Raw genomic sequence first — 20,442 nt, 5'->3', positions numbered from 1 at the left:
TTTTATTTTCGCTAACAATCAGCCATCAGAAATGGTAGAATAGTGATAAGTAGAGGTAATACAATGAGAAGAAAACCTGAAGACAGACCTGTAATTGCAATATGTTATGATTTTGATAAAACCTTAACACCAGATGACATGCAAGCCCAAGGATTTATTCAATCGGTGGGTTATGATGTCCAAGACTTTTGGCAAGAGGTAAATCGCATGGCAGAAGAAAATGATATGGATACCAACCTTGCTTACATGTATAAGATGGTTGAAGAAGCACGGGGGAAACACGTTTTTGATCGTAAAAGCATGGAAGACTATGGTGCGAAAATTGAATTGTTTCCGGGTGTCGAATCATGGTTTGACCGTGTTAATAAATATGGTGACATCATGGGGGTTGATGTAGAACATTACATTATTTCCTCGGGGCTGAAGGAAATGATTGAAGGCACCGTACTTGGAAAAGAAGGCGTGTTCAAACGAATTTATGCGTCATCATTTTATTATGACGAAAAAGGTATTGCCGTTTGGCCTGCACAAGCCATTAACTATACCAACAAAACGCAGTTTCTATTTCGCATTGAAAAAGGCGTGCTAGATGTAAACGATCAAGAAGTCAACAGTTATTATAAACCCGGTGAACACCGTGTTCCCTTTTCTCAAATGGTTTATATTGGCGACAGTGATACTGATATTCCCTGCATGCGCTTGGTTAATATGAATGGTGGACACTCAATTGGTGTATACAATCCCTATACAAATGACAAGGTCAAAGTACACCGCATGATAAAGGAACACCGTATTCGCTATTTTGCTGCAGCTGACTATCGTGAAGGGGAACACCTTGATACACTTATCAAGGCAATCATCAACCAAGTCAATACAAAGGAAGTTCTTGACTACCAACACTATCTCAACACACTCGATGTGAAGTAAAGGAAAATAACATGGATACTGATGCACTGAACCACTATGTAGCAAATGAACGCAAAGCATTATCCCGAGCAATCACGATCCAAACATGTGTTGGGATCGCGAGTGTTGTTTTAATGCTATTCTCATTTCTTACCGGTGCAGTCCAACAGGGATTTGGACTTTTCTTCTTAGCACTCATCATCAATGTGGGCTTATACATTATGTATACCCACAGCTGTACAAAAAGATATCGCAGTAAAGTTAAAGACTATATTATGCTTGAGGTATTCAGTCGTGAATTTAACGGTGTATCCTTTAATCCCCAATCGGGATTAGGTAAAGATCTTATGATTGAAACAGGGGTTATTGATACGGGGAATCGATTCAGTTCCAATGACCTGATGAAAGGGAATTATAAAGGCGTTGATTTTGAACGCTGTGATGTCTTGTCGCAAAATGTTCAACAGTCAGGCAAGACAACCACAACAATCACCTATTTTAAAGGGCAAGTCTATGTTTTTGATTTTCATAAGCCATCGCATAATTATGTAAGAATCCGAGATGCAGGAATGTGGAATAAGTTCTCAAAGGGCAGACGTACAGACGGCTCTCGCAAAATGAAATTTGAAGATACAGAATTCAACGAAATGTTTGTGACATTCAGCAATGACGAACATGAAGCATTTTATATTTTTACACCGCATTTTATGAATAAGGTAAAACAATTACGGCAAGCAGTTGGGTGTGAAATCAGTCTTGTTATTCGTAAGGGCATCTTGTATTTGGCCCTTTATACGAGTCGAGATTCGTTCGAAGCACCACTATTTGGAGAAATCGACATTGACTACACCCGTGCAGTTGCGATGGATGTTCGCGTCATCAAAGAAATCATCACGGAATTGGATTTGGACAATACGTTGTTTAAGGAGGAAACATAATGGAATTTATTTGGATACTGCTCGCAATTATAGGAATCATCGTTATCATGTATATTGGTTTCTACAATCGTGTGAAACGGTTAAATATTGAAATGCAAGAAGCATCATCAGGTATCGATGTTGCTTTGTCAAAACGATTTGCATTGATTCCCAACCTTGTAAATACAGTTAAGGGTTATATGGAACACGAGAAGCGTGTGCTTGAACTTGTTGTAACGAAACGCAATGAAGCATTGATCAATCGCGATACCTACAATGAACAAATGAATGAAGTGGTGAATCGTGTCCTTGCAATCGCGGAAGCATATCCAGACTTGAAGGCAGACACACAATTTCTAAATTTACAAAAAGCATTAGTTGATGTTGAAGAACACCTCCAAGCCGCACGCCGATTGCTGAATCGCAAGGTTGCTGAGTTGAATACTGCGATTTCAACGTTCCCAGGGACACTCTTTAATGCAACCGTTAAGATGAAGCCAGGAGTATTCTTTGAAGCAGAGGCAGCTGAACATGCTTTGCCTATTGTTGACTTGCAAGACTAAACACACTCAGTGTGTTTTTTATTAGAATGATGCATTCATTCAGTGTCGATAGAATTGAAGATATATTCACTTGCTTCCTAACAAAACTGTAACAAAGAAAGTACGAATGAATATCGTACTTCAATTGTAATTATGGTAGAATTTAGGAAGTGTTGTATTAATGAGGAGGACTTATGGAGTTTTTTATTAATTTACTTAAAATAATATTTCTAGGTGTTGTACAAGGAATTACAGAATGGTTGCCAATTAGTAGCACAGGACACATGATTCTTGTGGATGAATTTTTGAAAATTTCGGTCAGCGAACAGTTCATGTCGGTTTTCCTAGTTGTTGTTCAATTGGGTTCGATATTAGCAGTTGTTGTACTGTACTGGAATAAGTTGTGGCCGTTTAAACGCAAAGGAAATGGTGTGACAATTTCCCCGGAAATCTTCAGCATGTGGATGAAGATTGTTGTAGCATGTGTGCCTGCAGCGGTTATCGGTATTCTATTTGATGACGTGTTCAACAAATACTTCTACAACTCAACAAGTGTTGCAATCATGTTAATTCTATTTGGTATATTCTTTATTGTTGTAGAAAATCGCAACAAGGGTCGAAAACCTAAGATTACAAAAATATCAGAAATTACTTATCAAACGGCAATTATCATTGGTGTGTTCCAATTGATCGCAGCAATTTTCCCAGGAACATCACGCTCAGGAGCCACTATTGTAGGTGCATTAATGATTGGTGTGTCACGTTATGTTGCAGCAGAGTTTACGTTCTTTATGGCAGTTCCCGTAATGTTTGGAGCAAGCCTTCTAAAACTTGTTAAAATGGGCTTCGCATTTACGTTCCAAGAGGCAATCTTATTAATTGTTGGAATGGTCGTAGCATTCGTAGTTTCTGTCTTTGCCATTCGCTTCCTCATGAACTACATTAAAAAACATGACTTCAAAGTATTTGGTTGGTACCGTATTGCCTTGGGAATCGTTGTACTGATTGTGTTTGCGTTTATTAAATAATAAAAGAGACAGCGAAGTGCTGTCTTTTCTTATGCAGAGTGTTAACCATGAAAAAACCACCCTTTAGGTGGTTAAATGTATCATTGGTGCTCCGTCACGGGCTCGAACCGTGGACCCACTGATTAAGAGTCAGTTGCTCTACCGACTGAGCTAACGGAGCATGCTAGTATATTATAACGCTATGGTGTTAAAATTCAATACTTATTTGGTAAAATCAAGAAATAATTGCGGAAACTAAATTGCACGAAAACATCGATATGATAGAAAACGGTACGTTCATGACATTGATAGCCATTCTCATTACATTTGAAGAATATGTGGTTTGTGTATTGTTATTATATGCTTGTGAAGATTGTTAAATTAAACAAACAATCCAAGGAGGCACAATGTACAAGAGAATCATGCCCTTGTTCGTTGCGTTAACGTTAATTATAGGAATTGGATCGCTGCGTATTAATGCAGATGAAACTGATGCTGTTAATGTTGAATCGTCAGCGAATATTGAAGATAGCCCAATGGGGTCTACACAAAGCATCGCATTAGATGCAAACACAAACTTACTTATCAATCATCTTGGTGAAGATGTTACAACATTTACACGTGGTCGTGACTTATACGAATTGGATTCGGTAACCATTACACGTCACCGTCCCAAAGTAAATATTGAATACTACTATGGTGATTATAATACCTATGATTTGGTTGCAACCGAGTCAGGGTACGTTGATTATGATGAATATTTCTCTGACTATTATAAATCAGTTGCTCAATTAAATACAGAGCATGGACTTGCGCTTCCTACATCAAATATCGTCATGGTACGAATTGATGGATTGAAGAGTTTGGTTCCTGCATATGATGGTGTAAATAATGAGTATACTGTTAAATTACTTATTGGTGAGAAAATCACACGTAGTATTACAATCTCGACATACATGAACCGTCAAGATCGTGAAAATCCATCACCAGTAGGAAAAACAGAAACAGAAATCAAATCAAAAGAAGATTTCTTTGCATACAATAATCTTTCTACAGGAATCAGTGCGATGAAGAATACACCGATTCTAATCCAAAGCCGTCACAATGTTGGTAACACTCGAACAGAACGCGGACGTACTGGAGAATTATCACATCTTGGAATATTCGGAGCTGACTCTGTTTTCTATGAAACAGACAGTTATGTTGTTACTCAAGATTTACCAGCACGCACATATATTGGTGCATTCTACCATGTTGACGATTTCGGCAGTCCAGTTCAGGATGTAAACCCAAGCAGTTCCGTTACATCGGGTGCATCTGTTGGCTTTGTCTCGGGAAACAATAATCCTGAGTGGAAGAACCCTACAGTAAGTGAAACATTATATTTAAATGACGAAGCAAGTCATGACAAATTGGGGGCATATCCATTTGAAATGGATGGTGATCCATTTGATAATCCTGAATTTGTTCCTTATTGGCCACCCGCAAATTGGATGACAGGACATAAATTGGATATTCACTATGAATATGGCGTATCACAATTACCGGTTCCAACATACACTGTTACATTTGATAGTAATGGCGGAAGCGAAGTATTTCCGCTTACAGATGTAGCGGAAGGATCGTCAATTCAACCACCAATGCCAACGAAAGATGGCTATACCTTAACAGGATGGACCCACAATGGTGTTGCATGGAACTTTATGAGTGACCAAGTAATGGGTGATATGACACTTGTTGCAGTGTGGGAAGAGAACCCAGTTGTTGTCTTATCCTATACAGTAAGCTTTGACTCAGATGGTGGAAGTGCTGTTGCGCCACTCAAAAATATCGTCGCAGGTTCAACGATTAGTGCACCAACTGTGCCAACAAAAGCTGGCTATACATTCAGTGGATGGATGTACAATGGTGTTGCGTGGAATTTTGCAACTGACGCTGTCAATGGAAATATGCTCTTAAAAGCAACATGGACACCTAATGGTGTCAATCCAACCCCTGAAGTAAAACCAGAGGTAACCCCGGAAGTGAAACCAACTCCAGGGCCTACTTTGCCTGCAACAGGCGTTGCAAGCCATAGCGGTGGAATCTTGCTTGTAGGACTTGGTCTTGCAGTAGTAGCGATTCAAAAGAAACGTAAATAATTGATGAAGGACACCTTGCGGTGTCCTTTTTCTATGCCTTTGCTAATTTCATAAATCTCTTGAATCCCAATGAACTCATAACAACAGTGAAGAATACGATACCACCAATGCTCATAATGAAAGGCATTGAAGTAACATTGCTGTTCATGATGCCACGGAGTGCTTCATTAATATAAACGAGAGGATTGATAAGAACAAACATCTTGACAGGTAGAAGAGGTGTCAATGCGTTCCATGTAAAGAAGATAGCCCCAGTGAATACTAATGGCATCAGGAATCCTGGAAACATTGCTGCAATTTGCATTGGTTTTACAATTGTGCCGACTAGGAGCCCAAGTGAAGCAGATGCAAGCGAAGCGAGGAGCAAGATTCCAAATAAGACAACGAAGTCCCATCCTGCCAATGTAAACGATAAATGCTGACTCATAAAGAGAAGGGAGATGGGTAAGACAATTAACGCGCCAATCCATGCCTCCACAATTCCTACAAACATCTTTGCAAGTGCGATGTATTTTGTATCGACAGGAGCTTGGAGACGGTCCTCAATCTCGCGAGAGTTGTTGAAATCCATTGTCAGTGGTACTGCGGTACCGTGAATGCCTGTTAAGAGAAGGGACATGCCCACCATTCCGGGGAACATGTTTGCTGCAAATTCGGAGGATACAACACCAATACGAGGCAAGACGAACCCATAAATAAAGATAAGGATAAGTGGAAGCATCGCGACGCGGAAAATAAATTCATTTTTATCACGCGCTTGAATTAAGAGGTCACGTTTGATCATTGTTTTGAATGTTAACCATTTGTGGTTTTGTGTCATGATTATTTGGCTCCTTTAGTTGTCAAATGGACAAAGACATCGTCAAGTGTTGCGGAACTAACACTAAAATTTTTGATGGTGATTTCAAGAGTGTTAACCCAATTTAGAATGGTCGATGTATTCTCAAGATCATCCATGTAGAGAATCATGGTTGTTTCGTTGTGACGTACAACATCATTAACGCCATGTTGTTTCTTGGCTTGATTGAGTGTGTAATCTTCAAGTGTTTCCAAAGCAATCGTGATAATATTCTTTGAAGGAGTCAACTTTTTGAGTTCTTCTGTCGTGCCAATGGCTTGAATCACACCATTACTAAATATCGCAATGCGATCAGAGAATTGTTCGGGTTCTTCCATATAATGTGTTGTGAGAAAAACGGTTGTTCCCTTTTTATTGAGTGCTATCATTTGTTCCCACAGAATGTTTCGGTATGCTGGATCGAGTCCAGTAGTCGGTTCATCTAAGAATAGTACATCAGGGTCATGAACGATTGCTCTGGCAATTTTAAGACGTTGTGCCATTCCTCCCGAGAAACTTTTGACATACTCGTGTTGCCATTCCAGTAACCCAAAGCGCTCCAAGAGCTCGTCAGCTTTGCGGTTGGCATCAGCGAGATTCATGCCAAAATATTGAGCATGAAAGATTAGATTTTCCCGAGCCGTTAAGCCACGGTCAAGATTGTTATGTTGGGCAACAACACCAATTTTACTGCGTGCAAAGATTGGATCATCAAGTAATGACTTGCCATCGATTGTTATGGTTCCTGATGTTGGTATTTTTTGTGTTGTAAGCATGTTGATTGTAGTACTCTTTCCTGCACCGTTGGGTCCAAGGAAACTAAATATTTCACCACGCCGGACATCGAAGTCAATTCCACGAACGGCTTCGAAGACTTCCCCATTCTTCTTTGTGTAATGCTTTGATAAATTCCTAACCTGAATAATGTTATCCATAAGGTTCCTCCTTGTTTACAACTGTAAACACATCTATAGATTACAGTTGTAAACGACCTTTGTCAAGACATATCATTGGATTTCTTCTTTGACAGAAAAAAAAGCCACAATGTGGCTTAAATACTTAATATCATTCCAAGTGGAAATTTCGTGGATTCATCAATAAATTGCGGGAACGCTCGGATATCGTTTTCCAAGCCATATGTGGCATTCAAGAATCGATAGGTGTCTTCGGATGTCTTATAAAATGCAACGTAGTGTAGGGTCTTTCCTGTAAAGTACAGTACGATCCCAGAGTTATAGTTTTTGCTTTTACGAAGTCTGTAGGTACGCTGAACGGGGAAACCATTTCTACGTAAGAAGCGATAGAGTGAAAAAGGATTTGTACCGAATTTCCCCTTCATTATGAGGCGAAGTTGTGTTCGTACTTTTTCCGAGCGCATGGAAACACCGTTTATTTTAAGAAAATTATAAGCAGCAATCCATCCACAACCATTGTAAGCAGAATCATATCTTCCGTTATGAATGTGTTGTGTCAGTCCTTGATTTATGATGTATCCGTCTTTTGATTTCATCGTGTTCCTCTTTTATTTTATAATACCACAGGCTTTTCAATTTCGCTTGAAGGGTACTCCCTGTTATCATATAATAAGGTAACGAATGAGGAGCGATGGGCAATGATTAAAACAGACGCATTAATTATAGGAAAAGGACCAGCTGGGATTCAGGCTGCAGTCTATCTTAAACGTGGAAATGTAGATCCACTGGTAATCGGTAAAGGAATTGGTGCAAGTGAACAAGCCCGAGTGATTGATAATTTTTATGGCTTTCCATCAATTGGCGGTCCCGAGTTGATTGAACGTGGCATTGATCAAGCAGAACAATTGGGTATTCCTGTAATTAGTGATGAAGTTGTATCCATTGCTTTTGATGAAGCAGGGTACAGTGTCCGTACAACAACAGAAACCTATCAAGCAATGAGTGTGCTTATTGCTACCGGTTCACATCGCAACATTCCGCGAATTAAAAAGATTCGAAACTATAATGGTAAAGGTGTTTCCTATTGTGCAGTCTGTGATGGATTTTTTTATCGTAAGAAAACTGTAGCAGTTATTGGGAGTGCGGATTACGCTGCCAGTGAAGCGGCAGAACTTGTGGAAATTGCTGAGAAGGTCTATGTCCTCACAAATGGTGAAGCGCCAACAGGTAACTTTGATCCGCGTTGTGAGATTATAACGGACAAGGTCATTGCAGTATATGGTGAAGAAAAAGTGGGTGGCGTAGAACTTGAAAAAGCAACACTCGATCTGGATGGCATATTTATTGCCATTGGTTTAGCAAGTTCCACTGACCTTGCCACAAAATTAGGCGTTGAGGTTCAAAATGGTCGTCTTGTTGTTGATGAAGAAATGGCAACCAACCTTCCCGGTTTATACGCAGCTGGAGATTGTACACCGGGTGTTCAACAAATTGCGAAGGCCGTCTCGGATGGCTGCATTGCGGGGTATGCTATGATTGCGTATATTCGCCATAAGAAACGAGGAATGTAGTGTGAAACATGTATTTGTGAGTGACTTTGATGGAACATTATTTAAGAATCATGAGGTAACACATTATGATTTGAATGCAATTGAAACCTTCCGTGAGCAAGGCCATAAATTTGGAATATGCACAGGACGAAGCATCGATTCAATTCTTTTTGAAATGAGAAAATACGGCATTCCCTTTGATTTTGTCATTGGAATTAATGGCGGTGCTGTCCTAACACATGAACTTGAAGAAATTTTCGCGTCCAGCATGGATGAGTCTTTGGCACGTGAAATGATACAAACGATTGATGATTTCGGTATTGAATTTTATGGAGTGACTGATGGCTATCGTTTGTGCCGTGTTTACGGGAATGAAGATGCCCTTGACGAATTTGAACCCAATATTGAGATTACAGAATTGGAAGAAATTGTAAAGGCTGGGACCAGTGGCTTTTACATTCACACAAGTGGTGGTGATAAAGCCATTGCATTGTCGGACCGGATAAATGATCTGTATGAGCATAAAGGCATCGTATCCTTTCCAAATGTTGAGAATGTCGATGTAGGTGTTGCAGGCGTTACAAAAGCAACCGGTATTGCTAAGATTGTTGACCACTACCAATTGGAAGGCAGTGTGTACGCAGTTGGTGATAGTTTCAATGATTTGCCGATGATTAAAGCATATTATGGGTATGTTATGAGCAATGGAGTCGATGCGATGAAGAAATATGCCGATACGATTGTGGAGTCGGTTGGCGATGCATTACACCATGCAATGGCTCAAAACCATAAGTGAGCCTTCGATTAGGTGAATGAGAAAGTCTGCGCTATAATAGATATAAGAAGGTGATACAATGGACCATAAGGAACTTACAGCACATGAGATGGATTCACTGAAAGCAGTACTCCATTCCGATGATGACTATAATGACTTGTCACTCTTATTTAAAATGTTTGCTGACCCAACGCGTTTGCGAATCTTCACAATCCTATCCAATGCAACCGTAAGTGTTGATGATCTGCGTGAGGTTTTGGGAATGACACAATCAGCGGTATCGCACCAATTGTCTTCACTGCGCAAGATGAATCTTGTGAAAGTGAATAAGGTTGGTAAGTACTCATTTTACTCTTTGGCTGACAGCCATGTAATGGAAATATTCAAACAAGCCTTGGACCATGTCCAAGAATAGTACATGCGCTTATTAAGGCGCATTTTTCTATTTTTAGAGTATTTTCACACAGTAAACATTCAATTAACATATAAATCGTTATAATAGAAATAAAGGTGGTGCTGGTATGCGCGTTTTAGTGGTTGAGGATAATATAGCGTTAGCAAAAACGATGAAATCTGGATTGGAAGGATATTCTTTTCAGGTTGATGTTTGTCACATGGGACTTGATGGTGAAGAGCTTGCTTCAATCAATGATTATGATGTTATTTTGCTTGACCTCAATCTTCCCGATGTCGATGGTCTTGAGGTCCTAAACATGCTTCGCGAAAGCACCAACAACACACCAATCATTATCATTAGTGCTCGTGATGGTCTCACCGACCGTACAAAAGGTCTGAATCTGGGTGCCGATGATTACATCACCAAACCCTTTGAACTTGTGGAGTTGAATGCACGTATCAATGCTGTGGTGCGTCGCTATTATGGTAGAAGCAGTTCAAGTGTGAAAGTGGGCAATCTTGAATTAGATTCTTTAAGTCGCACAGTCGTCTACGCCGACACACGCATCGACTTAAAACCCAAAGAGTTTGATATTTTGGAGTTTATTATCATGAAGCACCCTGAAGTTGTTTCAACCGAAGCCATTGCGGAACATGTCTACGATGAGACATTTGATCCGTTCTCCTCGGTGTTGCGTGTTCATATGGCTCGCATCAGAAAGAAACTCAATGAGGTGAGTGAACACGATCTCTTGATCACCATTCGTGGAAAGGGATACCAACTATGCGAAGATTAAAAATTATATACAGCAGTGCCTATTTTTTAATGATTGCGACATTGTTGATGTTACTTTATACAACCAATCAATCCAGTGCAAATAATGATTTTCTCCTGTATCCGACTGCATCTTCCAATGGGTTTGCCTTGGTAGAAGGCGGCACGGGATTTCAAGAGGCGATGTCTGTTCAGACAACTGCTGACACGAGCCAAAGCAATGCTACTATGAAGCAACGTTATATCTTGACAGGCTTGGCAATTGGTGGGGCAACTGTGGGCTTCTATCTATTAATGCGACGCCTTGATAAGGGCAAAGCAGAACAAGCAGTAGAGACATTAGACGAAGCATCATACAAACGACTGCACTCTTACCTATCACACGAACAGAAAAATACACTTGCTATTCTGAGCACCCATCTTGAACAAAATCATGATGCGGCGGGTCTTAAATATATTGCGACACTGCGTGATACTGTCGATGATGTTTTAACACTTAGTGATGAGCGTCAAGATGAGACGCTTGAATGCATTGATGTCGTTCTCATTGGTGCAGAGGTGTGTGATTCCTATCGCGAAAATGCTGAAGTCAATTTTGAGTTTGACGATACGGCGCTTATTATGGGAAAAGATAAATGGTTGTATCGAGCACTTACCAACATTGTCGATAATGCCTTGAAATACTCACGCAATGAACCCGTTAATCTCAGTGTTAAGACCCAGAATAATTCTGTGATCATTAAAGTTGAAGATACAGGGATTGGTATTAAAGAAGATGAACTCGAGGCAATCTTTGGTCATAAAGTGCGTTTGAATGATTTGAAGAGTGATGGCTATGGCATTGGCTTAAGCTTGGTGAATCATGTATGTGACCTTTGCAATGGTGTTGTATGGGTTGAGAGTGAAATTGGCGTTGGAACGTCCGTTTACCTTTCGTTTCCCGAAGCGTTAACATTGGATTAACAATTAAAATGATAGACTTGTCATGTAAGGAGGTTGCGAAATGCAAATCGGACGAAACACAATCAGCAGTTTAAAACGAAATACCATTCGCAATCTTCTTGTAGGTATCGTATTGGTAAGCCTTATTGCCGCGACAACAATCGCAATGATGGTTCATGCCACGACAGATATCAAGAAAAAAGAGTACCAGGACCAATACGGAGCTAAGGTTACAATTCAGACAGATATGAGTGTTCTAATGGAACAGTATGCTGAGGTTGGTCGCATCGCATCGATGCCTGCAACCTCGCATGCAATTAAAGAAGCCTTGAGCCAATCAAGTGCTGTCGACCATAGTGATTTGATTTACCGATCATTTCTTGTGAATGAAAACTTAGCATCCGTGGGTACTGAGACAGTTTACCAACCCACATCAAATGGCAATATTGCCGCCGGTCTTACGCCAAAAGCACAGCTGATTGGTGTTAATAATCCAAGCATAATGCCTGGGTTTGCAATGGGTACACGTACTCTTGTTGAAGGAACAATGTTTACAAGTGATGGTGAAGTTATCGTCAGTGAAGCATTTGCTGCGGCGAATAAGCTCGCTGTAGGAACAACGTTTAAAGCAGAATTGCATCCTTACTTACCACAGATGAACTTTACCATTACTGGCTTGTTTCAAGATAAAACAAAGACTGAAAAGAAATATCCAGACTATTTGAACAGTGACAATGAAATTTTGATGTCAAGCAATACTCTTAAGGTATACAGCGAATACATTCAAAGTGACGCCTTGGTGAGTCTTGATGCTACCTATTATCTCAAGGATGCGTCAACCCTTGAACAATTTATTGATCAGGCTCATGAAATTGGTTTGGATCGCGTGTATACACTAGCACCCGATGCCCAAGCTTACCAAGAAAATGTTGCACCCTTTGCAACGCTCCAGTCCATGACATCACACTATCTCTGGTATGTGCTCCCCATTGGTGCGCTCGTGCTTCTTGCATTCAGTGCATTCAATACGTATCGACGCAGCAATGAGTTAATCGTCTTAAGAACAGCCGGTATGCGAAAAAGCAGAATCATCCGTTCATATCTTTACGAATCACTAACGCTGCTGATCGTGAGTTTATCAGTTGGATTGGGAATTGGCTATGCGCTGGCACAACCCGCAACTTCGTTGTTATCTAAGGTTGGATATGCTCGTGGTGAAAATGTAACCATAGTATCACCCTTGATAAATACTGCGGAACCTATGTCCTATACTTTGAATCTAAACGCACCTGCAATCATAAATACTGCACTCATTTCAATCGCACTGGTTATACTTGTATCATCATTGGGAATCGTCTATACACTGTATTATGAACCGCGACATATGTTCACAGAGAGGAGTTCGTAATGTTACAACTCGATAAAATATCACTTTCAAATAAAGACAAACACTTAAACAACATTACCGTTAATTTTATGGCTGGGAAATTCTATGCCGTTATTGGAAAAAGAGAATCCGGCAAAGATGCCCTGTTTTCCTTGCTTGCAGGTTTGGATACGCCCAGTGAAGGCATCATCTGTTTCAAGAATACCGATATGGCCACTTTGAATCGTGATGATTATCGCGCCATGGCAGTGGGAATGATCTTTCCAACCTTTAACTTAATCGCAAATGCGACGGTCATGGACAACATTCAGCTTACATTAAAAATAAGTGGTTATCCCTACCATGAAACCGCGGTTTACGGACTCTTGAACCGAGTTGGTATATCCGCTGACCAAGCTCACAAAAAAGTAAGCAAACTTACAGCGCAACAAAAACAATGTGTGAGCATTGCCCGTGCTGTTGCTCATAATCCCGATGTAATTTTGGCAGATGAGCCAACCGAAAATCTCGATGCTCACGAGAGTTTGCAAGTATTAGAGCTCTTAAGATCATTGGCTGAGGAAGGACGTGTTGTGATTGTAATGACACATACACGAACCGTTGCCCGGTATTGCCACGAACTGTGGGGAATGAACAACGGTCATCTCACTTTTATCAAAGAAAACAATTGAAAGGAAGACATACAATGAAAAAAGGATTAAAGAATGGAATCATTGCAATTATGGTCGTGTTGCTCGGATGGAATGGTTATCTAACGTATGAAGTGTACAATGCCCGTCAAAACCAACAAAATGTAAGTAACAACGGTGATAAACCATCGACAAACACTACTGTAGAAAAAGTTGTTTCACAGATGACAACAGATGTTACTAAAGTCGCCGATGATGTCCGCGACAAGGTCGTCAGTGTTATCAATGAACAACGCGGTCAAACAGCTGGAAGTGGTTCAGGGGCAATTTATAAAAATGAAAATGGCAAACTTCAGATTATTACCAACCATCACGTCATTGATGGCAATGAGAAAGTCTATGTTCAGTTCTCAAATGGTGAAAAAGTCGCCGCTAAGGTTATTGGTTCTGATCCGTATACCGATTTAGCGCTCTTAGAAGTTGAAGCCGATATTGATATCGAGCCTTTCGAAATTGCGGACTCTTCCTTTTCAAAAGTTGGTGAATTTGTAGTTGCTGTCGGAAGTCCGATGGGAATTGAATTTGCGAACTCTGTAACATTTGGTATTATTTCAGGAAAAGACCGTTCAATTCCCGTTGACTTGAATAATGATGGCATTGCCGACTGGGATATGGTTGTTATGCAAACCGATGCAGCGATTAATCCTGGTAACAGTGGTGGTGCTCTGGTTAATATGAAGGGTGAACTGATTGGCATAAACTCAATGAAACTCAGTTCATCAAATGTTGAGGGTATGGGCTTTGCAATCCCTATTAATGAAGTTGTTCCAATTATTGAACAAATTGCTGAGAATGGAAAGGTATCGTATCCGATTATTGGAATCTCAGCAGTCTCACTTGAAGATCTTAATGACTTTATGAGAAAGTCATACAACATCCCTGATGGCATTGAAAAAGGTGTCTTCATTGCCGAGGTTACATCTGGTGGACCTGCAAATAAAGCGGGTATAAAAGAAGGGGATATCTTGACAAAATTTGGCGATGTTGAGGTTACATCATTTAAAGATTTCCGCCGTGAACTTTACAAACATAAAGTTGGCGAAACCGTTGAAATTGAAGTCAATCGCGATGGTAAGACAATGACCATTTCTGTAACTTTAGAAGCATAATTAGAGAGTAAGCATAACCGCTTACTCTTTTAATGTGTCAACTTGTTACAATAATCTGTAAATTCCTTTCATGAAAGAAGAAGCCTATTTACACGGCATGAAACAAAGGGTATAATATTGAAAGAGAGAAAGAGGGATGATAGTATGCAAGAACTGTTAAACAACGGATACTTCTGGCAGAAAATCGATTCACTCGTCTTATCAACGAATTTAGTGATTTCTCAAGAAAAAGGATCGCGCCATCCTAAGTACCACAACATGGTTTATCCCGTTGATTATGGCTACTTGGCTGACATTGAAGCGATTAAAGTTTTCAAAGGAAGTGTAAAACGTTCAACGATAGACGCAGTTATGATTGTGGCTGATATCTTAAAGAGAGATTTAGAAGTCAAATTGTTGTGGGGTTGTAGTGAAGAAGAGGAACAGGAAATCCTTCTATTCATCAACCAAACTGATTATCAAAAAGGAATACTTGTACGCCGTGGCAATGAAATGCCTGAGTGGGCAATTACAGACTAAGAGAACCGCAGCAATGCGGCTTTTTTTATGGGCTCGTTCTTAACAAACAATATTTTTCACAAATTCATGACATAAAAACGACGTTTGATTACAGGGAGGTCGAAACTGTAATGCAATACGATAGGATAATGACAGATATTTAGAAAAGGATGTAACCATGAAAAATTTATTTAAAAAAGTATTTGTAATTGTACTTGCCTCGCTGGTATTGGTCGCTTGTGCAAACAACGACAAAAAAGTAGCGGACTTGTCAGATGATATTTATGATTTCACAATTTCTATAGAAGGTGATGTTTTCAAACTTCCAATGACCATTGCTGATCTCGAAACTGCAGGATGGAAAACAAGCGATCGTCTTACAGAGAAAATCGCACCGAATGAATACTCATCAAGCATTGCATTTAGAAAAGATGGAAAGAAAGAGATTCGCGTTGGAATCGATAATCTTAGCCAAAACACAATTGAAGCAAAAGATGGTTTCGTAACACGTGTTTACATTGACCTTGAATCGTATAAGAATAATCTAGCCCCAGATATTATGTTAAGCAAGGGTATTACGGGGAAATCGACTCAAGAAGCAGTTATTGAAGCTTTTGGTGAACCAAGTTATATTTATGAATCTGATACTGCAATTTCTCTTGATTATGATATGTCAGATTACTCTGGCGGGTACGAGTTTTGGTTCTCAAACTATGATAAAAAGGGCTTTGTCTTAACAGAAATTTCAATTTACACACGTACTCTAGATGAAGATCAAAAGGGCACTCTAAATAATGAAGTTTCAAAAGAAACACCACAAATTGTAAAAGACTACAAAAAGCCTACAGCATTGGGTGAAGATTTCCGCGAATGGCGTATAAAGTACGGTGATAATGTTTATCAATTGCCAACGCCGGTTTCAACAATGATTGCGGATGGATGGATTTTGGTTTCAGAGAATGATCCCGTAGCTGCAAAAGACTCAAAATGGGGCGTTAAGTTACGCAATGGAAATCAATCAATTAGCGTAAATGTTACCAACTATGATGAAAATGCTCAGCTTGTAGAGAATACATTTGTAACTGAATTTGAATTTGATGACTACTCATCCAAAATTCCTTTCGAACTTGCTAAAGGAATAACACCCAATTCAACAGTAGCAGATGTAGAAACAGCATTTGGTAAAGGGGACTTCGATGACTCTGATAAATCATGGGTAACATTATCCTATGGTGACTATGGAAGTTCACTCCGATTCATCTTTGATGAAACCGGTAAGATGATTAGTATGACTCTTGACTACTCACCTGAATTTGCAAACTAAACAATTAATTGAAAAAGGACTTACATGCTGTATTTTGCAGTTGTAAGTCCTTTTTTCAGATTAAATGGGGTAACTGAAAGGTAGCGAAACGATGTCTGCTACCTTTTAAGTTATTGCATAAGAGATTCTATGGCGAAGGCAATACCGTTTTCGTCGAGGTTCTTGGTGACAAAATCTGCCACGTCCTTAACGTGTTGCGGTGCATCACCCATGGCGACACCGATTTCTGCTGCTTCGAGCATATCAATATCATTGGCTGCATCACCAAATGCGATTACTTGATGCCAGTCTAGATTGAGCTCATTAAGGACTACATTAATACCTTTCATCTTTCCAGCGCGTCTTGAGTAAATATCAAATGCATTGGTATAGGCTTTGGTTATGTGAGCATCTGTTGTGAATGACTTTGCGGATTCAATTAATGACTCCTCTCCCATCATAAAGATTCCTTTAGGCAACTCATCACTTTCCGTTAGCAGCGGAGCTTCCATGTAGTCTTTAAGAATATGAACTTTTGGACTGCCTTGCAGATAAACGTCAGTGAAAATTTTAAAGTCACTGTAAATCTTCATATCGTCATTGAGTTTCAATCCGATGCCCAATTTGTGTTGACGAGCAAATGAAATCAAATCATTAACCTCGGTTAGGAGCATAGGTACTTCGTGGATAACATGGTGATTCATGTCATATACTGTAGACCCATTGACCGTTACATAGAAGTCTGGGTGAATGCGTTGGTGGATATCATCTTGAATAAAGTAGTATGCACGTCCGGTTGCAATGAGAATTTCAATTCCTTTTGCTCGCAATCCGTTAATTGCAGTGACCGCACTTTCTTCAATTGTTATTTTTCCGCGCTCTATAAGCGTGCCATCGATATCGAAAATGGCTAATTTTATGTTTTCTTTTTTCATAATTCATATTTTACCACATTTTGATAGCATGTTCCGATTCTTTTCTGTATAATATAGCATAAGATTTAAGGAGGTAGAGAGAAATGAATGGAAAAGTAATTAAAGAAGCATATACATTTGATGACTTGCTGTTAGTTCCCGCAAAATCACAAATTGTACCTGCTCAAGTTAATTTACAAACGCGTTTAACTGAGAAAATTACGCTGAATATTCCGATTGTTTCGGCAGCAATGGACACGGTGACTGAGGACGCCATGGCCTTGATGTTGGCGAAGCTTGGTGGATTGGGTTTCATCCACAAGAATATGTCGATTGAAGATCAAGCGAACATGGTTCGTATTGTGAAAGAAGCGACAGTCGAAGCTGATTTTGTTGATGCAAATGTTGATGGACAAGGACGTTTGCGAGTTGGTGCTGCCGTTGGTGTTGGTGAGACAACAATAGAGCGCGTTAGAGAGCTTGTTGCTGCTGGAGTTGATATAGTGGCGGTTGACAGTGCTCACGGTCATTCAGAAGGTGTTATCTCGACGATTAAAGCAATTCGCAGTGAGTTTGCTGATTTAGATATCGTTGGTGGTAATATTGTTACTGCTCAAGGCGCTACTGACTTAATTTATGCGGGTGCCAATGTCATTAAAGTTGGTGTAGGTCCCGGTTCAATTTGTACAACGCGAGTTGTATCCGGTGTTGGGGTTCCCCAATTAACCGCCGTGAACGATGTTTACTTTGTTGCCAAGCAATATGGTGTTGGTGTTATTGCCGATGGTGGAATTAAACTATCCGGTGATATTTCTAAAGCCATTGCCGCTGGAGCAGACTGCGTTATGCTTGGGGGACTGTTAGCTGGAACTGAGGAAACTCCAGGTGATATTCTTGAAGTATTTGGAAAAAAAGTTAAATCCTATGTTGGAATGGGTTCGCTCAGTGCGATGCAACGCGGATCCAGTGATCGTTATTTCCAAGGTGGTGTTAAGGAACTTTCAAAACTTGTACCTGAAGGTATTGAAGCAACCGTACCATTTAAAGGTTCAATCCGTGATGTTGTTTACCAAATGTTAGGTGGACTTCGTTCTGGAATGGGTTACTGTGGTTGTGCAACCATTTCCGAAATGCACGCTAAAGCTCAGTTTGTTAAAATCACAGGTGCTGGATTACGCGAAAGCCATCCACATGATGTCGATAACGTCAAGGAGGCACCAAACTACAATGGCAAATAAAATTATTGTTTTAGATTTTGGTTCACAATACAATCAGTTGATTGTCCGTCGTATTCGCGATTTGGGCGTATACAGTGAATTACTTGATAATGAAATTACTGCTGATGAGATTCGTGCAGATAAAGATATTGCCGGGATCGTTTTATCCGGTGGTCCAAACTCGGTCTATGCTGACGATGCGTATCATATAGATCAAGAGATTTTCAATTTAGGGTTACCAATCTTAGGTGTATGCTATGGGATGCAACTTATGGCTCATCAAAATGGTGGTAAAGTTGAATCACATGATAAACGCGAATATGGACTTGCACCGATTTTTGTGAAACACGACAATGTCTTAACACATGGTTTACCAGAATCCTACAATGTATGGATGAGTCATGGTGACCAAGTAAAAGAAGTGCCTGCTGGATTTGATGCGTATGCATCATCTGATAATACTGAAATTGTCATGATGGGTAACGATGAAAAGAAACAGTACGGAATTCAATTCCATGCTGAAGTTCGCAATACTGAAAATGGTATTGATATGATTAAAAACTTCATCTTTAATGTATGTAAATCTGAAGCAGATTGGTCAATGGAAAACTATGTTGAAGAGCAAACTGCACTGATTCGCGAACAAGTTGGAAGTGAACAAGTTATTTGTGCACTATCCGGTGGTGTTGACAGTGCTGTCGTTGCTGCACTACTTCATCATGCAATTGGTGATCAACTCGTATGTATCTTTGTTGATCATGGCTTACTTCGTAAGAATGAAGCAGATCAAGTTGTTGAAGTATTCCGTGATCACTTTAAGATTAATCTCATCAAAGTTGACGCACAGAAACGCTTCTTAGATAAACTTGCCGGTGTTTCTGATCCTGAACAAAAACGTAAGATTATTGGTAATGAATTCATTTATGTTTTTGATGATGAAACAAAGAAACTCCAAGATGCAAAATGGTTAGCACAAGGAACTATCTATGCTGACGTGATTGAATCCGGTACAAAAACTGCACAAACAATCAAATCACACCACAATGTTGGTGGACTTCCAGAAGATATGGACTTCAAACTCATTGAACCGTTGCGTTCATTGTTCAAAGACGAAGTACGTCAATTGGGTCTCGTTCTTGGATTGCCAGAACACATTGTTCACCGCCAACCATTCCCAGGTCCTGGGATTGCAATCCGTATTATCGGTGATATTACCGAAGACAAGATTAAAGTCGTTCAAGATAGTGATTTCATTCTTCGTGAAGAAATTGCTAAAGCAGGACTTGATCGTGAAATTTGGCAATACTTTACAGTATTAACCAATATGCGTTCAGTCGGCGTTATGGGTGACCAAAGAACATATGATTATACTTTAGCAATTCGTGCTGTCACTTCGATTGATGGTATGAGCGCGGACTGGGCACGTATTCCATACGATGTCTTACAACTTATCTCAGTACGTATTGTAAATGAGATCAAGGGTATTAACCGTGTAGTGTATGATGTAACCTCAAAACCACCTTCAACAATTGAGTGGGAATAGTTTCTACTGAGCTAGAAATCCTTTTAATAAAGGCTCTTTATAATCTAGTGTTGGTGAGGTAATCCGACATATTTAGAGT

At 39.9% G+C, this 20,442-nt stretch carries 21 protein-coding genes and 1 tRNA gene; 17 read left to right on the top strand and 5 right to left on the bottom strand.

What is annotated here, in order from left to right:
* The first annotated feature begins 63 nt into the window (after positions 1–63).
* The 4 genes from G7062_RS09935 to G7062_RS09920 all read left to right on the top strand — a co-directional run bounded on the left by G7062_RS09935 (position 64) and on the right by G7062_RS09920 (position 3,393).
* Positions 64–927, top strand: coding sequence for an HAD family hydrolase (locus G7062_RS09935; protein WP_166065768.1), 864 nt, complete (start codon positions 64–66; stop codon positions 925–927).
* An 11-nt stretch (positions 928–938) separates the two neighbouring features.
* The gene (locus tag G7062_RS09930; protein WP_166065767.1) at positions 939–1,844 is read left to right on the top strand and encodes a DUF3137 domain-containing protein; all 906 of its coding nucleotides are present in this window, start codon (positions 939–941) and stop codon (positions 1,842–1,844) included.
* Positions 1,844–2,386, top strand: coding sequence for a LemA family protein (locus G7062_RS09925; RefSeq protein WP_166065766.1), 543 nt, complete (start codon positions 1,844–1,846; stop codon positions 2,384–2,386). The genes G7062_RS09930 and G7062_RS09925 overlap by 1 nt, the downstream gene beginning before the upstream one ends.
* Positions 2,387–2,559: 173 nt before the next feature.
* On the top strand, positions 2,560–3,393 hold the full coding sequence (locus G7062_RS09920; protein WP_166065765.1) for an undecaprenyl-diphosphate phosphatase: 834 nt from the start codon (positions 2,560–2,562) through the stop codon (positions 3,391–3,393).
* Between the two features lie 84 nt (positions 3,394–3,477).
* Here G7062_RS09920 and G7062_RS09915 read toward each other — a convergent pair.
* Positions 3,478–3,553 (bottom strand) — tRNA-Lys (locus G7062_RS09915).
* A gap of 226 nt (positions 3,554–3,779) precedes the next feature.
* Between G7062_RS09915 and G7062_RS09910 the strand changes: the two genes are divergently transcribed.
* Positions 3,780–5,513 carry an InlB B-repeat-containing protein gene (locus tag G7062_RS09910; protein ID WP_166065764.1) on the top strand — a complete coding sequence of 578 codons (1,734 nt, stop codon included), beginning with the start codon at positions 3,780–3,782 and terminating at the stop codon, positions 5,511–5,513.
* Between the two features lie 31 nt (positions 5,514–5,544).
* On the opposite strand, the gene G7062_RS09905 is transcribed toward G7062_RS09910, so the two are convergent.
* The 3 genes from G7062_RS09905 to G7062_RS09895 all read right to left on the bottom strand — a co-directional run bounded on the left by G7062_RS09905 (position 5,545) and on the right by G7062_RS09895 (position 7,861).
* Complete coding sequence (locus tag G7062_RS09905; protein ID WP_166065763.1) at positions 5,545–6,333, bottom strand: ABC transporter permease; 789 nt, start codon at positions 6,331–6,333, stop codon at positions 5,545–5,547.
* A 2-nt stretch (positions 6,334–6,335) separates the two neighbouring features.
* The gene (locus G7062_RS09900) at positions 6,336–7,286 is read right to left on the bottom strand and encodes an ABC transporter ATP-binding protein (RefSeq protein ID WP_166065762.1); all 951 of its coding nucleotides are present in this window, start codon (positions 7,284–7,286) and stop codon (positions 6,336–6,338) included.
* Between the two features lie 116 nt (positions 7,287–7,402).
* Positions 7,403–7,861, bottom strand: coding sequence for a hypothetical protein (locus G7062_RS09895; protein WP_166065761.1), 459 nt, complete (start codon positions 7,859–7,861; stop codon positions 7,403–7,405).
* Between the two features lie 102 nt (positions 7,862–7,963).
* Here G7062_RS09895 and G7062_RS09890 point away from each other — a divergent pair, with 102 nt between their 5' ends.
* The 10 genes from G7062_RS09890 (at position 7,964) to G7062_RS09845 (ending at position 16,710) form a co-directional block, all read left to right on the top strand.
* On the top strand, positions 7,964–8,836 hold the full coding sequence (locus G7062_RS09890; RefSeq protein WP_166065760.1) for an NAD(P)/FAD-dependent oxidoreductase: 873 nt from the start codon (positions 7,964–7,966) through the stop codon (positions 8,834–8,836).
* A gap of 1 nt (position 8,837) precedes the next feature.
* On the top strand, positions 8,838–9,611 hold the full coding sequence (locus G7062_RS09885; RefSeq protein ID WP_166065759.1) for an HAD family hydrolase: 774 nt from the start codon (positions 8,838–8,840) through the stop codon (positions 9,609–9,611).
* 58 nt (positions 9,612–9,669) lie between these two features.
* Positions 9,670–10,005 carry a metalloregulator ArsR/SmtB family transcription factor gene (locus tag G7062_RS09880; RefSeq protein ID WP_166065758.1) on the top strand — a complete coding sequence of 112 codons (336 nt, stop codon included), beginning with the start codon at positions 9,670–9,672 and terminating at the stop codon, positions 10,003–10,005.
* 106 nt (positions 10,006–10,111) lie between these two features.
* The gene (locus tag G7062_RS09875; protein WP_166065757.1) at positions 10,112–10,783 is read left to right on the top strand and encodes a response regulator transcription factor; all 672 of its coding nucleotides are present in this window, start codon (positions 10,112–10,114) and stop codon (positions 10,781–10,783) included.
* On the top strand, positions 10,771–11,724 hold the full coding sequence (locus tag G7062_RS09870) for a HAMP domain-containing sensor histidine kinase (RefSeq protein ID WP_166065756.1): 954 nt from the start codon (positions 10,771–10,773) through the stop codon (positions 11,722–11,724). The genes G7062_RS09875 and G7062_RS09870 overlap by 13 nt, the downstream gene beginning before the upstream one ends.
* Positions 11,725–11,764: 40 nt before the next feature.
* Complete coding sequence (locus G7062_RS09865) at positions 11,765–13,111, top strand: ABC transporter permease (protein ID WP_166065755.1); 1,347 nt, start codon at positions 11,765–11,767, stop codon at positions 13,109–13,111.
* The gene (locus G7062_RS09860; RefSeq protein WP_166065754.1) at positions 13,111–13,761 is read left to right on the top strand and encodes an ATP-binding cassette domain-containing protein; all 651 of its coding nucleotides are present in this window, start codon (positions 13,111–13,113) and stop codon (positions 13,759–13,761) included. The genes G7062_RS09865 and G7062_RS09860 overlap by 1 nt, the downstream gene beginning before the upstream one ends.
* Before the next feature lie 14 nt (positions 13,762–13,775).
* Positions 13,776–14,888, top strand: coding sequence for a S1C family serine protease (locus G7062_RS09855; RefSeq protein ID WP_166065753.1), 1,113 nt, complete (start codon positions 13,776–13,778; stop codon positions 14,886–14,888).
* Between the two features lie 144 nt (positions 14,889–15,032).
* A complete protein-coding gene (locus G7062_RS09850; protein WP_166065752.1) occupies positions 15,033–15,407 on the top strand; it encodes an Inorganic pyrophosphatase in 375 nt (124 codons plus the stop codon).
* Between the two features lie 157 nt (positions 15,408–15,564).
* Positions 15,565–16,710 carry a hypothetical protein gene (locus tag G7062_RS09845; RefSeq protein ID WP_166065751.1) on the top strand — a complete coding sequence of 382 codons (1,146 nt, stop codon included), beginning with the start codon at positions 15,565–15,567 and terminating at the stop codon, positions 16,708–16,710.
* Between the two features lie 110 nt (positions 16,711–16,820).
* Here the strand turns inward: G7062_RS09845 and G7062_RS09840 are convergent, their stop codons facing one another.
* The gene (locus G7062_RS09840; RefSeq protein WP_240915950.1) at positions 16,821–17,624 is read right to left on the bottom strand and encodes a Cof-type HAD-IIB family hydrolase; all 804 of its coding nucleotides are present in this window, start codon (positions 17,622–17,624) and stop codon (positions 16,821–16,823) included.
* Positions 17,625–17,707: 83 nt separating this feature from the next.
* On the opposite strand from G7062_RS09840, the gene G7062_RS09835 reads away from it, so the two are divergent.
* The gene (locus G7062_RS09835) at positions 17,708–18,841 is read left to right on the top strand and encodes an IMP dehydrogenase (protein WP_166065750.1); all 1,134 of its coding nucleotides are present in this window, start codon (positions 17,708–17,710) and stop codon (positions 18,839–18,841) included.
* Positions 18,798–20,363: a glutamine-hydrolyzing GMP synthase gene (guaA, locus tag G7062_RS09830; protein ID WP_205700168.1), complete on the top strand. Its 1,566-nt coding sequence runs from the start codon at positions 18,798–18,800 to the stop codon at positions 20,361–20,363. Before G7062_RS09835 ends, guaA begins: the two co-directional genes overlap by 44 nt.
* The last annotated feature ends 79 nt before the right edge of the window (positions 20,364–20,442 follow it).

The sequence above is a fragment of the Erysipelothrix sp. HDW6C genome (assembly GCF_011299615.1).
GTDB lineage: Bacteria > Bacillota_I > Bacilli_A > Erysipelotrichales > Erysipelotrichaceae > Erysipelothrix.
Note: the sequence above shows the minus strand (reverse complement) of the source record. Positions and strands in the feature narration are given on the sequence as shown.

Coding starts and splice junctions, on each gene's coding strand:
- G7062_RS09935 (WP_166065768.1), top strand. CDS start 64: ATGAGAAGAAAACCTGAAGACAGACCTGTAATTGCAATATGTTATGAT.
- G7062_RS09930 (WP_166065767.1), top strand. CDS start 939: ATGGATACTGATGCACTGAACCACTATGTAGCAAATGAACGCAAAGCA.
- G7062_RS09925 (WP_166065766.1), top strand. CDS start 1,844: ATGGAATTTATTTGGATACTGCTCGCAATTATAGGAATCATCGTTATC.
- G7062_RS09920 (WP_166065765.1), top strand. CDS start 2,560: ATGGAGTTTTTTATTAATTTACTTAAAATAATATTTCTAGGTGTTGTA.
- G7062_RS09910 (WP_166065764.1), top strand. CDS start 3,780: ATGTACAAGAGAATCATGCCCTTGTTCGTTGCGTTAACGTTAATTATA.
- G7062_RS09905 (WP_166065763.1), bottom strand. CDS start 6,333: ATGACACAAAACCACAAATGGTTAACATTCAAAACAATGATCAAACGT.
- G7062_RS09900 (WP_166065762.1), bottom strand. CDS start 7,286: ATGGATAACATTATTCAGGTTAGGAATTTATCAAAGCATTACACAAAG.
- G7062_RS09895 (WP_166065761.1), bottom strand. CDS start 7,861: ATGAAATCAAAAGACGGATACATCATAAATCAAGGACTGACACAACAC.
- G7062_RS09890 (WP_166065760.1), top strand. CDS start 7,964: ATGATTAAAACAGACGCATTAATTATAGGAAAAGGACCAGCTGGGATT.
- G7062_RS09880 (WP_166065758.1), top strand. CDS start 9,670: ATGGACCATAAGGAACTTACAGCACATGAGATGGATTCACTGAAAGCA.
- G7062_RS09875 (WP_166065757.1), top strand. CDS start 10,112: ATGCGCGTTTTAGTGGTTGAGGATAATATAGCGTTAGCAAAAACGATG.
- G7062_RS09870 (WP_166065756.1), top strand. CDS start 10,771: ATGCGAAGATTAAAAATTATATACAGCAGTGCCTATTTTTTAATGATT.
- G7062_RS09865 (WP_166065755.1), top strand. CDS start 11,765: ATGCAAATCGGACGAAACACAATCAGCAGTTTAAAACGAAATACCATT.
- G7062_RS09860 (WP_166065754.1), top strand. CDS start 13,111: ATGTTACAACTCGATAAAATATCACTTTCAAATAAAGACAAACACTTA.
- G7062_RS09855 (WP_166065753.1), top strand. CDS start 13,776: ATGAAAAAAGGATTAAAGAATGGAATCATTGCAATTATGGTCGTGTTG.
- G7062_RS09850 (WP_166065752.1), top strand. CDS start 15,033: ATGCAAGAACTGTTAAACAACGGATACTTCTGGCAGAAAATCGATTCA.
- G7062_RS09845 (WP_166065751.1), top strand. CDS start 15,565: ATGAAAAATTTATTTAAAAAAGTATTTGTAATTGTACTTGCCTCGCTG.
- G7062_RS09840 (WP_240915950.1), bottom strand. CDS start 17,624: ATGAAAAAAGAAAACATAAAATTAGCCATTTTCGATATCGATGGCACG.
- G7062_RS09835 (WP_166065750.1), top strand. CDS start 17,708: ATGAATGGAAAAGTAATTAAAGAAGCATATACATTTGATGACTTGCTG.
- guaA (WP_205700168.1), top strand. CDS start 18,798: ATGTCGATAACGTCAAGGAGGCACCAAACTACAATGGCAAATAAAATT.